This is a genomic window from Proteus sp. G2674 (assembly GCF_009915195.1).
Lineage (GTDB): Bacteria > Pseudomonadota > Gammaproteobacteria > Enterobacterales > Enterobacteriaceae > Proteus > Proteus mirabilis.
Genome location: NZ_JAABLS010000008.1, coordinates 35,219 through 49,969, shown reverse-complemented (window position 1 = coordinate 49,969; position 14,751 = coordinate 35,219). Strand labels below are relative to the sequence as shown.

At 37.1% G+C, this 14,751-nt stretch carries 15 protein-coding genes; 9 read left to right on the top strand and 6 right to left on the bottom strand.

The genetic code is table 11. From position 1 onward, the window contains the following. Positions 1 to 178: 178 nt before the first annotated feature. Entirely contained in the window at positions 179 to 622 is a 444-nt protein-coding gene (gene csdE / locus GWI58_RS02220; RefSeq protein ID WP_004245500.1) for a cysteine desulfurase sulfur acceptor subunit CsdE, read from the bottom strand. Between the two features lie 2 nt (positions 623 to 624). Then, positions 625 to 1,839 carry a cysteine desulfurase CsdA gene (csdA, locus tag GWI58_RS02215; RefSeq protein WP_049208525.1) on the bottom strand — a complete coding sequence of 405 codons (1,215 nt, stop codon included), beginning with the start codon at positions 1,837 to 1,839 and terminating at the stop codon, positions 625 to 627. Between the two features lie 651 nt (positions 1,840 to 2,490). Between csdA and GWI58_RS02210 the strand changes: the two genes are divergently transcribed. From GWI58_RS02210 to rlmM, 3 genes are read left to right on the top strand one after another with little or no spacing between them, the layout of a single operon-like run. Continuing rightward, positions 2,491 to 3,411, top strand: coding sequence for a transcriptional regulator GcvA (locus GWI58_RS02210; RefSeq protein WP_004245498.1), 921 nt, complete (start codon positions 2,491 to 2,493; stop codon positions 3,409 to 3,411). Between the two features lie 43 nt (positions 3,412 to 3,454). Continuing rightward, the gene (locus GWI58_RS02205) at positions 3,455 to 3,850 is read left to right on the top strand and encodes a DUF423 domain-containing protein (RefSeq protein WP_060557672.1); all 396 of its coding nucleotides are present in this window, start codon (positions 3,455 to 3,457) and stop codon (positions 3,848 to 3,850) included. Then, complete coding sequence (gene rlmM / locus GWI58_RS02200; protein WP_004245495.1) at positions 3,843 to 4,940, top strand: 23S rRNA (cytidine(2498)-2'-O)-methyltransferase RlmM; 1,098 nt, start codon at positions 3,843 to 3,845, stop codon at positions 4,938 to 4,940. The genes GWI58_RS02205 and rlmM overlap by 8 nt, the downstream gene beginning before the upstream one ends. Before the next feature lie 88 nt (positions 4,941 to 5,028). Here rlmM and xni read toward each other — a convergent pair whose 3' ends face one another. From xni to queF, 3 genes are all read right to left on the bottom strand, one after another. Then, positions 5,029 to 5,778, bottom strand: a complete 750-nt coding sequence (gene xni, locus GWI58_RS02195) for a flap endonuclease Xni (RefSeq protein WP_004245494.1) — start codon at positions 5,776 to 5,778, stop codon at positions 5,029 to 5,031. A gap of 6 nt (positions 5,779 to 5,784) precedes the next feature. Then, on the bottom strand, positions 5,785 to 7,152 hold the full coding sequence (gene ppnN, locus GWI58_RS02190) for a nucleotide 5'-monophosphate nucleosidase PpnN (protein WP_004249505.1): 1,368 nt from the start codon (positions 7,150 to 7,152) through the stop codon (positions 5,785 to 5,787). A gap of 91 nt (positions 7,153 to 7,243) precedes the next feature. Further along, positions 7,244 to 8,089 carry an NADPH-dependent 7-cyano-7-deazaguanine reductase QueF gene (queF, locus tag GWI58_RS02185; protein ID WP_049208523.1) on the bottom strand — a complete coding sequence of 282 codons (846 nt, stop codon included), beginning with the start codon at positions 8,087 to 8,089 and terminating at the stop codon, positions 7,244 to 7,246. Positions 8,090 to 8,252: 163 nt separating this feature from the next. Here queF and syd point away from each other — a divergent pair, with 163 nt between their 5' ends. The 6 genes from syd to GWI58_RS02155 all read left to right on the top strand — a co-directional run bounded on the left by syd (position 8,253) and on the right by GWI58_RS02155 (position 14,237). Then, positions 8,253 to 8,801: a SecY-interacting protein gene (syd, locus tag GWI58_RS02180; RefSeq protein ID WP_161768868.1), complete on the top strand. Its 549-nt coding sequence runs from the start codon at positions 8,253 to 8,255 to the stop codon at positions 8,799 to 8,801. 473 nt (positions 8,802 to 9,274) lie between these two features. Continuing rightward, complete coding sequence (locus GWI58_RS02175) at positions 9,275 to 9,598, top strand: YqcC family protein (protein WP_004245488.1); 324 nt, start codon at positions 9,275 to 9,277, stop codon at positions 9,596 to 9,598. Between the two features lie 8 nt (positions 9,599 to 9,606). Continuing rightward, on the top strand, positions 9,607 to 10,386 hold the full coding sequence (truC, locus tag GWI58_RS02170; RefSeq protein WP_161768867.1) for a tRNA pseudouridine(65) synthase TruC: 780 nt from the start codon (positions 9,607 to 9,609) through the stop codon (positions 10,384 to 10,386). A gap of 282 nt (positions 10,387 to 10,668) precedes the next feature. Then, a complete protein-coding gene (gene ptsG, locus GWI58_RS02165; RefSeq protein ID WP_004249509.1) occupies positions 10,669 to 12,117 on the top strand; it encodes a PTS glucose transporter subunit IIBC in 1,449 nt (482 codons plus the stop codon). A gap of 121 nt (positions 12,118 to 12,238) precedes the next feature. Further along, the gene (locus tag GWI58_RS02160; RefSeq protein WP_161768866.1) at positions 12,239 to 13,729 is read left to right on the top strand and encodes a hypothetical protein; all 1,491 of its coding nucleotides are present in this window, start codon (positions 12,239 to 12,241) and stop codon (positions 13,727 to 13,729) included. A gap of 64 nt (positions 13,730 to 13,793) precedes the next feature. Beyond that, on the top strand, positions 13,794 to 14,237 hold the full coding sequence (locus GWI58_RS02155) for a flavodoxin (protein WP_161768865.1): 444 nt from the start codon (positions 13,794 to 13,796) through the stop codon (positions 14,235 to 14,237). Positions 14,238 to 14,356: 119 nt separating this feature from the next. On the opposite strand, the gene GWI58_RS02150 is transcribed toward GWI58_RS02155, so the two are convergent. After that, positions 14,357 to 14,743 carry a DUF3461 family protein gene (locus GWI58_RS02150; RefSeq protein ID WP_004245482.1) on the bottom strand — a complete coding sequence of 129 codons (387 nt, stop codon included), beginning with the start codon at positions 14,741 to 14,743 and terminating at the stop codon, positions 14,357 to 14,359. Positions 14,744 to 14,751: the final 8 nt, after the last annotated feature.

The window sequence follows — 14,751 nt, the reverse complement described above, 5'->3', positions numbered from 1 at the left end:
GCTCCTAGCGACTCATTCACTTGTCGCCTAGCTACACCTTGAATTATTTAGAGTAGTACTCGTGATACTTCAAGTTGTAGCGATGTTGATGGTGCTCAATCGCACTAGTCACCTAGTTGCACTTTGGATCATTTAAGCGTATTGATCCACCATACAACAAGCTATACACATTGACTTGTTAGGGTTGAGATGTCTGTGTCAGCGACGTTAATCGCGCAATAATGGCATTGACACCATCAGTGCGTGATTGACTAATTTGATTAGCCAATCCTAATTGTTCAAAAATAGCTAATATATCGATATTGGCTATTTCTTGTGCTGTTTTATTCTCAACTGTTGTTAAAATAACCGCCAGTAAGCCTTTTACAATTCGCCCATCACTATCACCATAAATATGGTATTTGCCGTCATTGTTTAACTCAACACCTAGCCATACTCTATTTTCGCACCCTTTGATTTCATTTTCTGTTGTTTTTAATTCATCAGGTAATGCGGGTAATTTTCTTGAAAGTTGGATCAATTGACGATATTTATCTTCCCATGATTTTGATTTCTGGAAGTCTTGAAATAATCCATCTAAGGTAATGTCATGACCAAAAGGGTGTTGTGTATTATTACTCATATTTAATCTTCATCTTTTAATAAGGACAGTGCGAATTTAACCGCATCAACTAACCTATCAATATCAGAAAGTTGATTATATGGCATAAAAGAAGCGCGTAAACAGCCAGAAATGGTTAAAGCATCGATTAAAGGTTGTGCGCAGTGTTGCCCCGTGCGTAAAGCAATACCTTGTTCCGCGATTAATGCCGCTAAATCACTGTGATGAATACCCTCAAAATTAAAAGCGAGTACCGGTGAATGAGGCGCGCGATAACTGATAAAACCCTCTAATTGCTCAAGACGCGCCTGTGCTTTATCTGCCAGAGTTAAGGCGTATTGATTGGCTTGCGCCATATCTTGCGTTTGTAACCAATCTAATGTTGCTGAAAAAGCAATTACAGCAGCTATGTTAGGGGTGCCTGCTTCAAAGCGATGAGGAATAGCCGCGGGTACAAAACCGTTAAAGCTTGCCGTGGTTAACATTTTTCCGCCCCCTTGCCACGCAGACATCACTTCTAAAAGTTCGCGCTTTCCATAACATACGCCAAGGCCATTGGGGCCATATAATTTATGGGCAGAGAAAGCATAAAAATCGATATCAAGGGCGCTGATATCCGTTGCATGATGAGCTATGCCTTGTGCACCATCAACCACGAGTAAACAGTCATCATATTGATGTACACATTGAGAAACTTTATCTAAGGCGATTTGTGCACCGGTGATATTCGACATTTGGCTTATTGCCACTACTCTTGTCCTTGCCGTAAGTAATGTCGCCAGTGTGGCGATTGAAGGTAAAAAGTTATCTTCAATCGGCCAACGAATAATTTTTGCCCCAGTCTGCTCTGCTAACATTAACCAAGGAATAAGATTGGCGTGATGCTCTTGTTCACTAACGATAATTTCATCACCGGTTTGTAATCGTGGGCGGAAATAGCCTTGAGCAATAAGATTAAGTGAGCCTGTGGTGCCTTGCGTCCAAATAATAGTATCGCTATCTGCGACGTTAAGTAATTGAGCGACTTGCTGACGTGCTTGCTCAAAGTGTTGTGTCATCTTTTTAGCTTGTTGATATTGGCTACGGTGAACCGTTGCTAAGCTATGGCGATAAAATTCATCTGAAGCTTCAATCATAGCTACAGGTTTTAACGCGGTAGCCGCACTATCAAGATAAACAATATTTTCCTCAATAGCAGGAAATTGTTGGCGAAAAACAGTAGGGGAAAATGGTTTCATAATGAGCTTGTGTTAGTCAGTCTAGAAAACGCCGTTATAGTAAGTAAAAATCTAACCGCGAGATTATACGGTTAATAATATTTATTTATAATGAAATTGCTAATTTGTTTACTGTGAATTGCGATAGATTTTTATGGTAACACGATAAAGGTGAGCTTGTTTATAGCATCGAAAATGGAATAGATGTTTATCTACTCAGCGCTGTTATTGCCTATGGGGAAAAGATGTTACACTTTTTTAGCATAATAATAGCTAAGTAGGTGCGCATTTAGCATAAAAATAGGATGTGCAGTCCGTCAGCGTTACGAAGTTAGAGTAAAATTATATATAAAAAAAGCACCGCCTTGGCGGTGCATTATAAAATCACTATGGACAGACAGGGTAAATGTACAGGAAGTGAAAAAAAACAGTAGCATCAGCTACAAAGTCTGGAATTTCCAGACAACTTGCAAACACAACATCACAACCACAAAGCCAAAAGTTTTGCAGTATTGCTACTACACAACTTTTCGTTCCGGCTTAGGAAGTGCGAGTACTATAGGTATTTACTGGCTAATCATCAAGGGACAAATTATAATGCTTCGCATAAAAAAAACTAATAACTAACGTTAGGGTTTACCAACAGCCAAAATAGGGGTTTCACAACAGAATATGTCTAAACGTTTACCTCCACTAAATGCCCTTAGAGTTTTTGATTCGGCAGCACGTCATTTAAGTTTTACTAAAGCGGCTGAAGAATTATTCGTGACTCAAGCAGCGGTTAGCCATCAAATTAAAACATTAGAAGAATTTCTTGGACTAAAATTATTTAGAAGACGCAATCGTTCTTTGTTATTGACCGAAGAAGGTCAAAGTTATTATCTTGATATCAAAGAAATTTTCTCTTCAATTAATGAAGCGACAAGAAAATTACTTGCGCGAAGCGCAAAAGGGGCTTTAACAGTGAGCTTGTCGCCGAGTTTTGCTATTCAGTGGTTAGTACCGAGGTTATCAGGGTTTAATCAGGCTTATCCGGGGATTGATGTTCGTATTCAGGCGGTTGATCGCGAAGAAGATAAGCTTGCTGATGATGTGGATGTGGCTATTTTTTATGGCCGCGGGAACTGGACTGGATTGCGTACTGATCGTCTTTACGCTGAATATTTAATTCCGGTTTGTGCTCCTTCTTTGCTGACAGGTGAAAAACCACTAAAAACCCCGTCCGATCTGATTTATCATACACTGTTACATGATACATCGCGTCGTGATTGGCAAGCTTATGTTCGTCAATTGGAGATCCAAAACCAGATTAATGTGCAACAAGGGCCTATCTTTAGCCATAGCTCTATGGTGATACAGGCTGCAGTACACGGACAAGGTGTTGCATTAGTTAATAATGTTATGGCTCGTAGTGAAATTGAATCAGGTCGATTAGTTAGGCCTTTTCAAGATGTGCTTGTCAGTAAAAATGCCTTTTATTTAGTTTGCCAAGACAGTCAGGCTGAATTAGGAAAAATTGCTGCTTTCCGTCAATGGATTTTATCTCAAGCGGCAAATGAACAGGAAAAATTAGGATTACTGGCAACTTCTTAATATTTGTTTAGGTAAATTAGCTCCTAACAGGAAGGAATAAACAGTGAATAGTCGTACATTGCTTATGTTTTCCGCAATCAGTGGTTTTTTTTATGTGGCTTTTGGGGCATTCGCTACCCATAAATTAGCCCCTCATTTATCGCCACAGCATTGGGAATATATTCAGTTAGCTATGCGTTATCAAATCGTACATACTTTACTACTTGTAGGGTTAGCGGCGATATTAATGCGCAAAACTATTTTATGGTTTTATTGGGCAGGTATTTTCTTTGGTTTAGGAATTTTACTTTTCAGTGGTAGCCTTTATTGTATGGCGCTAACACAGGTTAGGTTATTATCTTATTTTACGCCAATTGGTGGATTTAGTTTTCTTATTGGTTGGATTTTAATTTTTATTGGCGCTTTGCGTCTAAGGACACCGGCATCTCGCCATGAATAAAGTAGCATTATATTGTCGCCCTGGTTTTGAAAAAGAGTGCGCGGCGGAGATAACGGATAAAGCAGGACAAATAGGTGTTTATGGCTTTTCTCGTGTGAAAGAGGGAAGTGGCTACGTCATTTTTGAATGCTATCAAGAAGGTGATGCAGATAAAATTGCTCGTGATGTGGATTTTAGAGGACTTATCTTTGCACGCCAATTATTTGTTTGTGGTGAATTATTAAAGAACTTACCACCAGAAGATCGTATTACTCCCATTATTGACCAGCTAAAAGGTAGTACAGAAAAAGCAGGTGAATTACGTGTTGAAGTCGCTGATACCAATGAAAGCAAAGAGTTATTAAAATTTTGCCGCAAATTCACTGTTCCTTTGCGTAATCAATTACGTAAAGAAAAGATCTTATTAAAAGTTGAAAATTATAGCCGTCCGGTGATCCATGTCTTTTTTATTGCTCCGGGATGTTGTTACGTGGGCTATTCCTATAGCTTTAATAACTCGCCATTCTATATGGGGATCCCCCGATTAAAATTCCCAGCCGATGCACCAAGTCGTTCAACTTTAAAACTTGAAGAAGCGTTCCATGTTTTTATTCCTTATGAAGAGTGGGAAGAGCGCTTAGCCAGTGGGATGAGTGCGGTTGATCTTGGGGCTTGTCCCGGAGGATGGACTTACCAATTAGTTAAACGTAGCATGATGGTGCATGCCGTTGATAATGGTCCTATGGCTCCTTCTTTAATGGAAACAGGACAAGTGCGCCACCATCAAGCTGATGGCTTTAAGTTTGAGCCGACATCAAAGAATATTACTTGGCTGGTGTGTGATATGGTTGAGAAGCCTGCAAAAGTGGCTGCATTAATGACAACATGGATAGTTAATGAATGGTGTCGTGAAGCAATCTTCAACTTAAAATTACCGATGAAAAAGCGTTATGAAGAAGTTGCGCATATCCTTGATAAAATTAGAGCTGAATTAGCTGAGAAAGGCATTAATGCTAAAATTCAGGCTAAGCATTTGTATCATGATAGAGAAGAGATCACGGTACATATCCAAAATATCTGGGCTGCTTATCGTCCTGATCGCGAGTTTTAACTTCATAGAGTTAAGTTCATCTTTTGATGAGTAAATCATCAACAGGCTAATTCTCTATTACAGAGCGTTAGCCTTTTTATTGATTAAACTATTTTAAACGTAACTGTTGTAAATTACCGTTTAGCTGAATATCAGTACGAAGTGTGGTGATTTGGCGGCTAATAAAAGCAACTTCTTTATTATCACTCAATTTGGTTTGCCATTTTTTGGGCACTTCATCAATGTGTTGATACAGTGACTCTAAATTAGGATAAAGTTGCAAAAGTTCTGTTGCACTTTTAGGGCCAATACCGGGGACACCAGAAACTTTACTGCTGCTAACGCCTGTTAATCCCCAATAATCAGTTAATTGTGTCGGTTTAACACCAAACTCTTGATTAATAAATTCAAGATCGAGCCAGCGTTTTTGAAAATAGTCACGAATACGTATGGCAGGAGAAAGTAATTGGCAATAACCTTTATCTGTTGAAATAATGGTCACATTATGTCCGGCTTGAGCGACTTTTGTTGCCAAAGTTGCGGCCACATCATCCGCTTCATCGCCTCCTGAATGCCAGCTTTTTATACCTAAGTTAAGTAGCATTGCTTTAATTTCTGGAAGCTGTTGGTGCAGATCAGCTGGCATCGGCGAGCGGCCTGCTTTATATTCCGGCAATAACTGATGGCGCCAGCTATTTTCCCTATCATCTTCATCAAAAACAGCAACCGCGTGAGTAGGACGTGTGTGATTAAGCAATTGATTCACGCTATGTTCACACACTGTCAGGCATGAAGAACCTGATGCCGCATGAATACGGCGGATCAGGTTTAATGCATCAATGATCAGCAAATGTACCATAATTAATTAGCTGATGATCTCGTAACAAGGTTGATAGGCACTACCACCAGGTAGCTTCATACGATGCTGTTCGACAAAACCCGCCAATAAAATATCCATACGGCGCATAATATCGCTTTCGCCGTGGATTTTATAAGGGCCATGAGCTTCTATCGCCTTCATTCCCACTTCTTTTACGTTACCTGCAACAATACCGGAAAATGCACGGCGTAAATCAGCCGCCAGCTTTTCAGGAGATTGGTGCGTGCTTAAATTAAGTGATGCCATATTTTCATGAGTTGGCTCGAAAGGATGTTGTAAGTCCGCATTAATTTTTATTGACCAATTAAAGCTGTAAGCATCCCCTGTGCTACGACGGTTATCTTTTACCAATGGCATGTATTTCTTCATAATACGAGCCACTTCAGCCGCATCATCGACGATGATTTGATAATGACGTCGTGCATCTTCACCTAAGGTATTAACAATAAAATCATCGAGTACTCGGAAATAGTCTGCACTCTCTTTAGGACCTGTTAAAATCAGTGGGAGTACTTGTTCTTGGTTTTCTGGTGACATCAGAATACCAAGTAGATAGAGTAGCTCTTCTGCGGTTCCTACGCCCCCCGGGAAAATAATAATGCCGTGGGCAATACGAACAAAAGCTTCCAGACGTTTTTCAATATCTGGCATAATGATAAGTTCATTAACCAGAGGATTTGGTGGCTCAGCGGCGATGATTGATGGCTCTGTAACACCAATAAAACGGCTATTTCTATAGCGTTGTTGAGCGTGACCCACTGCAGCGCCTTTCATGGGAGCTTCCATAGCTCCAGGTCCACACCCAGTACAGATATTCAGTTCGCGTAACCCTAATTCATTACCGACTTTTCTACCGTAAAGATACTCTGTTTCATTGATGGAGTGTCCGCCCCAGCAAACGATCATATTTGGATCTTCATCGATATGTAGCGCTCTTGCATTACGTAAGATAGAGAAAATGGTGTTTGTTATATGGGCGCTGTTTTCAAGGTTTAAATGTAGGTCGCGTTTTGCCGTGGTTATTTGCCCATGCACAAACAAAATATCGCGCAGTACAGCAAATAGGTTTGCTTGTAGAGAGCGAATAATTTTTCCATCAACAAAGGCATCTTCTGGGGGATTAACTAGCTCTAATTTTACACCACGTTCGCGACGCAGTACGTTAATATCAAAATCTTGGTATTTAGATAACAGTTCTTTACTACTATCAGTAAGGCTACCAGAGTTGAGAACTGCAAGTGAACAGTTACGAAACAGTTGATAAAGATCACTGCTGGCTGTTCTTTTAAGCATATCAACTTCTAGCTGTGAAAGCAGATCCATGGAACCTAATGGGCTGACATGAGTTATCACGTAGGACTCCTTTTTCTCCCGAAATAACAAACTGAAGTGCAACTGATCTCTGTATAACATAGATCATATTAACATACAGGCATTATTCACGTTATTGTCTGGCTAAGCGGCCAGTTTCTGGAACAAACTCACAATTACTACGCCAAGGATTAATATCTAATCCTCCACGGCGAGTGTATCTTGCATAAACCGTTAATGTGTCTGGTGAACAAAATGTCATAATATCGTGGAATATTCGCTCAACACACTGCTCGTGAAATTCATTATGCTGTCTAAAGGATACAAGATAGCGTAGTAGTTTTTCACGGTCGATTTTTTTGCCTTTATATTGGATCATCACAGATCCCCAATCAGGTTGGTGCGTGATCAGGCAATTTGATTTTAGCAGATGACTAACAAGCGTCTCCTCAACCAGTGTATCTGTTGTTGATCCGTTTAACCATTGGCTATCGAATTGGTAATTATCAATTTCAATAGGTTGGTTATCAATGCACTCTCCTACAAAATCGACAATAGGCTGTGAGGTAAAATGGGAAAGTGGGTAAAGTGTTAGATGTACTTTGCCTTTAGCACAAGCAGTTAAATCTTTGAGTAATGTTTCTTCAACGATGTGCCAATTTTCAAAACGAGTTTGATTAAAGCTATTGAGATAGAGCTTAAAGCTTTTTGATTCGATGAGATTTTCTGTCGTTGCATCTAATTCCACATGGCCAATAGCCACTTGGGGTAAGCCTTGGCTGTTGAGCCAAGATAGCTCATACATTGTCCAGATATCACCACCATGAAAAGGTAGATTGTCAGCAGTTAAAGAGAGTGAATCTCGATTTAAGCGACGAGGCACACCTTGTAATAGACTCGCATCATAGTGTGTGTGGTATTGTGTTTCTTTGCCTAATGATAGTGCTTCGAGAGCCTTATCTCCCTGATATAAAGACATAATCGATATCCTAATGTCATCAAAAAATGGAAAGAGCCGTGATTATACTAGCGAAATATCAAGAGTATATGAACGCTTTATTATTGGCGCTCAAAATTACCGGTATTATCAGGTAACATAAGGGATATATTTCTCTTTTTTATGCCTACAGACGATGATAACGATGAATGATATTTCCACTGAATTAAAACAGCTTACGCAAAATTATGTTGATTTATGGCAACAAGAGTCAGGGTTTCCTCCTGCCAGCCATGAGCTTTATGGTATTCCTTCTCCTTGTATTTCTCGTACCGGAGATAATGTGGTTTATTGGTTACCACAGCCTTTTACGGGTCGAGATAAATTAGAAAAAGTTGAAAAAGCGATGGGGATTATTATTCGCCCTGAATTACATGACTATTTTACTACGCAATATGCTGGTGATATGCAAGTCCGTTTTGATTCGCTCAACTTTACTCTGCTTCAAATTTGGAGTGAAGAGGATTTTATTCGCCTACAAGAGAATATGATCGGACACCTTGTGACACAAAAAAGATTGAAGCTCACCCCGACTTTGTTTATCGGTACAACAGCGTCTGAAAACGATATTATTTCTGTATGTAATCTTTCAGGTGAAGTAATACTAGAAACTTTTGGTCAAAAGAAAAGGGAAGTGCTTGCAGATAATTTATCACTATTTTTGACAAAATTAATCCCTGTTTTTGATAAGTAAGGTAATCATTTAGCTATTTTTTCTGTGAGATATATCTTACAAAAAGAGCATCTTTAGCTCACTAAATGTAAATATTGCGTAATGCTTTTTTTGTTTGTTAAATAATTTCAATGGATTAATAATGCATTGTTTTTCGTGATGGTTTTTCTTTATTGATTACCTTTGTTTTGTGGGTTGTTTCACTAACCAATTATTGGCATTCTACCTCCGCCAACTAAGGGATTATTTGGTAACCGTGATAAAGAAAGTAATCAAGGATGTAGGAAATAGGATATTTCCATTAATACAGGATATAGACTTTCATCATCATGGATGACAGATGACAATAAAACGGTTCTGCTAGGATGCAGGTATTATATTAGATAATCATATCTTCTTGTCTAAAGGGGCTACGGCCCCTTTATTTTCTATTTGTTTTTCACTCTTTCAGCCCCAATGTTATGCTTATTCTGTTTTTATGTAAGGAATAAACAATGACCTCAGAACAACACATTTTAGCAAGACTGTTATTAATTGAAGAAGAGATGAAAAACATAGGGTTATGGCAATTGGATGCGCCTAATGATGAGGCTTTTGCAAGCTCAGAGCCTTTTTGTATTGATACAATGGAGGCGCATGAATGGTTGCAATGGGTTCTGATCCCTCGTTTATCTTCTCTTATTGACAGTGGTATGGCATTGCCGACGGCTTTTGCTATCGCACCTTATTATGAAGAAGCATTTAAGGACGATGAGACGCGTGATTATGTGGATTTACTCAATCACCTTCGTGAACTTGATGCGTTATTTAAGCAATAAGGTCAATGATGCTAGATATTATTTATCAAGATAAATATCTTGTGGCGGTGAATAAACCGGCGGGATGGCTTGTTCACCGCAGTTGGCTTGATAGGCATGAAACCGTGTTTGTGATGCAGACATTAAGAGATCAAATTGGTCAGCATGTTTTTCCTGTTCATCGTTTAGATAGACCCACATCCGGAGTGCTATTAATGGCGCTCTCTTCCGAGGTTGCAAGAACACTTTCAGTCTGTTTTGAACAACATCAAATGGAGAAAGTGTATCATGCGGTTGTGCGTGGCTATGTTGAAGAGCCAATGATAATTGATAGCCCACTTGTTGAAGAGCATGACAAAATCGCTGACAAATTTGCCTCTCAACCTCCTAAAATTCAACACTGTATTACGCATTGTGTGCCACTTGCAAAAGTGGAAAAAGAAGTGGCGATAGGGCGCTATCCAACATCGCGTTTTAGCTTATTGGAATTACGTCCTGAAACGGGGCGTAAGCATCAATTGCGCCGTCATATGTCTCATATTCGTCATCCTATTATTGGGGATACAGCCCATGGTGATTTACGACAAAATCGTGGGGTCGTAAATCATTTTCAATCACATCGTTTGATGTTACACGCAAGTCAGCTAGACTTAATTCATCCGATCACTCAACTACCTCTTAACTTAACAGCAAAGTGGGATCTGCCATGGCAACATCTGATTAATCAGTTTGGCTGGCGTGGTCTAAAGCCCGAATTAGAGCAATTCGGTGAGGATTTAGCTCACCATTTTGTACCTTCTGATATTTGAATATTGCTTACCTATCGTGACTATCAAGGCTTATTTACTTAAGTTTTGGTAGTTTGCGCAAATTTTATTACTCAATAACTTGTTGTAATGTAAAAAGTTACTTTTATTGATAAAAGATATGAACTGAAACGTGACAGCTATCATATATTCAATAATGTATTTATTTTATGATGTAAAATAAATAGAGCTTATTATTAGATAAGTTAATTGAATAAACCTACCTTAACTTTAAACAAATAAAAAACTTATAACACATACAACCCATATTCGGGAGTCTGCTTGATGTTTAAAAACCTATTTGTTGTTTTACAAAAAATTGGAAAATCCTTAATGTTACCGGTATCTGTGCTACCTATTGCCGGTATCTTACTAGGGGTTGGGTCTGCGGGACTATCATGGATCCCTGTCTCTGTTTCTCAAGTGATGGCAGAAGCGGGGGGATCGGTTTTCTCTAATATGCCACTGATTTTTGCTATTGGTGTGGCGTTAGGGTTTACCAATAATGATGGTGTCTCAGCTCTTGCGTCCGTCGTTGCCTATGGCATTATGTCAAAAACCATGCTGGTGGTGGCACCTTGGGTCTTAGGATTATCTCCTGATAGTGTTGAAATACAACGTTTAACTGATACGGGGGTACTCGGTGGGATCATTGCCGGTATTATTGCCGCATCAATGTTTAACCGCTTTTATCGTATTAAACTTCCTGAATATTTAGGCTTCTTTGCAGGTAAACGTTTTGTACCTATTATTTCTGGTCTGATTGCGATTTTTGTCGGTATTCTTTTATCCTTTATTTGGCCTCCTATTGGTACTGCTATTCAACGTTTTTCTGAGTGGGCTGCGTATCAAAATCCAGCCGTTGCATTTGGTATTTATGGTGTTGTTGAGCGTGCGTTAGTGCCATTTGGTCTGCATCATATCTGGAATGTACCATTCCAAATGCAAGTGGGTGAGTATGTAAATAGCGCAGGACAAGTGTTCCACGGTGATATTCCACGTTATATGGCAGGTGATCCAACTGCGGGGATGTTATCAGGTGGCTTCCTATTTAAAATGTTCGGTCTACCTGCGGCGGCCATTGCTATTTGGCATACAGCACGTCCTGAAAACCGTGTAAAAGTTGGCGGGATCATGATTTCTGCGGCATTGACTGCCTTTTTAACAGGGATCACAGAGCCAATTGAATTCTCATTTATGTTCGTAGCACCTATTCTTTATGTTATTCATGCCATTCTTGCCGGTTTAGCATTTGTTATTTGTATCTTGTTAGGTATGCGTGACGGTACAAGTTTTTCTCATGGCTTAATCGACTTTATCGTATTGAGTGGCAATAGCAGTAAACTGTATCTATTCCCAATTATTGGCATACTTTATGCGATAACTTATTACTCTATTTTCCGTTTCTTAATCGTGAAACTCAACCTGAAAACCCCAGGGCGAGAAGTAGAAGATAAAAACGCGAAACAAGCGGATAAAAGTGCGATGGGACAATCTTTAGTCGCTGCTTTCGGTGGTAAAGATAATATCAGTAGCTTAGATGCTTGTATTACACGCTTGCGTATTGGTGTAAAAGAGATTGATAAGGTCGATCGTGATGAGCTGAAAAGACTGGGAGCGGCTGGTGTTGTGGTGGTTGGATCCGGTATTCAAGCCATTTTTGGCCCTAAGTCTGATAATTTAAAAACTGAAATGGATGAATATATTCGGTCTATAGGTACAACTGAAAAATAAATTATTTTTGACTAAATTAGAAAACACTCTTATGCATCAGCTAAGAGTGTTTTTTTATTGAAATAATATAGGTATTAATTATGTAATTATTTTAGAACATAAACAGAGTTTAAGAGATTAAATGACAATGAAATTATTTGTAAAAGATAATGAATATAAAACTTTTGTGCTCTCTATAGGAAATAAAAAAAACATCTCTTTTGGAAAAGATGATATTTCTTTAGGAAGAAAAGATTTATCTTTACTTATAAGCAATACTAATAGAGACTTTATGATTGTTAATAAAGATAAAGAAGTTTTATTTCTTAAATTTACATTAGAGTTGAAATGTGCTCTGGAAAAATACATACTTGAAAAAAATAAAAAAGAAGATAGGCTGAATAAATTAAAAGATATTGTTGAAAAAGAAAGATTAACTGATAAAATAAAAATACTTGATAATAAGGTAATTGTATCAGGAATAAAAGATACTAATGATATAAATGTATTATTTTCCTCTTTGTTAAAGAATAAAGATAATTCTAGTACACTTTTTAATAAAATATTTAGTAATAAAAATATAATAATTAATAGTTTTATCTCTAAAGAAGAAAAAAAGATTTCTGATAACATAGAAGAGATAGTAAATAAAATTAGGTGTAATCCAGGATTTACATTATATAATAATACATTGCTTAAATATCAACATATAACTACTATTTCGAATAAAATTTTTAAGGAACCAGAGAATACTGATATAACAAACGATGATTCTCATAATAAAAATAATTTTGAAAAAACAGAAAAAAAAGACCCCCCAAAAAAAACCAAAAAATCAAAAAAAACAGTCCTGATGGAACAACTTGATAAAGATAAAAAGAAAATGAATGAGTTGTTAGCTATTTCTAGCCAAGGGTTATTAAAAACTGTAGAGTATATAGATAATCTATCTAATTTAATTAGTTCTAAAACTGATAATGGTACTTGTAATTCCGGCCTCATTGACCAATTCAAAATGTCTATTGAAACTTTGGTAAAAAAATGTAATGTCTTTAACAAAGATAGTCAGTTTTTATCTAAAAAAGATATTGAGATAGAGTTAAGTGAAATAAAAATAACAATTGAAGAACTTAATGAAATTATAGAAAAGATGAAGGAGTTTAAATCTAATCAGTTATATTATTTTGATCAAGAAATATATAAATCTAATTTTACTACAGTTAACGAAATTAATATTGATTTTAAAAAGTTTTTTTTTAATAATATTAAAGATATGTTTTCTCAATTATCTTCTTATAATGAATCATTAAAGGAAAATAAAGGTTTTTTCCTTAAGTTATATAAATTATTATTTAAAAACAAATACCTAAGAAAAAAAGAGATAAATGATAATGCTGTTAAAAAATTAGAAATATTGGATAGGGATTTATTCTTTTTGCTTGAATCTAAAGATTTTAAAAATAATTATGTACCTGATTGGGCTTGCAAATTAGTAGCTAAAATAATAAATGAATCAATGCCTAAAAACGATATTTTTTGGCGATTCTCTAAAGAGCGCACAGAATGGAATAAAATTTATAAATCATTTATTGTAGAGAGAAATAGAGAAAGAGAGAAGAAATATAGAGCATAAATTGTATATCAATAATATAGTATGTGATTTACTATGATTATAGATAAATGAAATAGGGGACATTATGGCTAAAATCGGCATTTTTGTTGGTACTGTTTATGGAAATGCATTGGCGGTTGCTGAAGAAGCGCAGCGCATTTTGCTTGAGCATAAACATCAAGCTAATATCTATGAAGAAGGTACACTTGCCGATTGGCAAAAATATTCAACAGTACTGGTGATAAGCTCTACAACCGGCCAAGGCGATTTACCCGATACAATAGCACCTTTATTTTATGAGCTACGAGATAATGTCGGTTATCAACCTAATTTACATTATGGCCTAATTGCGTTAGGTGATAGCAGTTACGATAATTTTTGTGGTGCAGGTATGCAATTTGAAGCGTTATTACAAGAGCATCAAGCAAAGCGTATTGGTGAAATATTAAAAATAGACAGTATGGATATTGCCGAGCCAGAAGTATTTGCTATAGATTGGCTGGAAAACTGGGCTACATTATTGAATTAAATTAATCGGTTACTTGAGCAATAAATTGATGGATCATGGCTATCTTATTAAAGAGCACCGCTTACTATTAAGTTGTGAATAGTTATAAGCGGTGTTTTTTATAAAATTGGGACAATTAATTAACGACGAGTCAATTTTTCTAAATCGGCTTCAATTTCAGCAATTTTATTGGCAACAACGTGCTCAAGGTGACGTAAATCATCGAGGATTTTATGTTTCAAATCCACTTCCACTTGATCTTGCTGGCAAATTTGATCTAATTCTTCAATCACATAACGTAAATTAGTGTTGATTTCATTGACTTCTTTAAAACCTTGTCCTGATTGAGTATCAGAAATTGTTTTACGTTGGCGTGGATATTTAAATTTTACACTTTTTGCAAAGAATTCACCTTTATCTTTGCGAAAATAAATTTTTAAAATATCGTTGTTAGCTTCTTGACGTAGGGTATAGCGATCAATATCTTCAGGATGTTGGATCCCTAAATTTTTTAAATTATCGTACATATATTGGC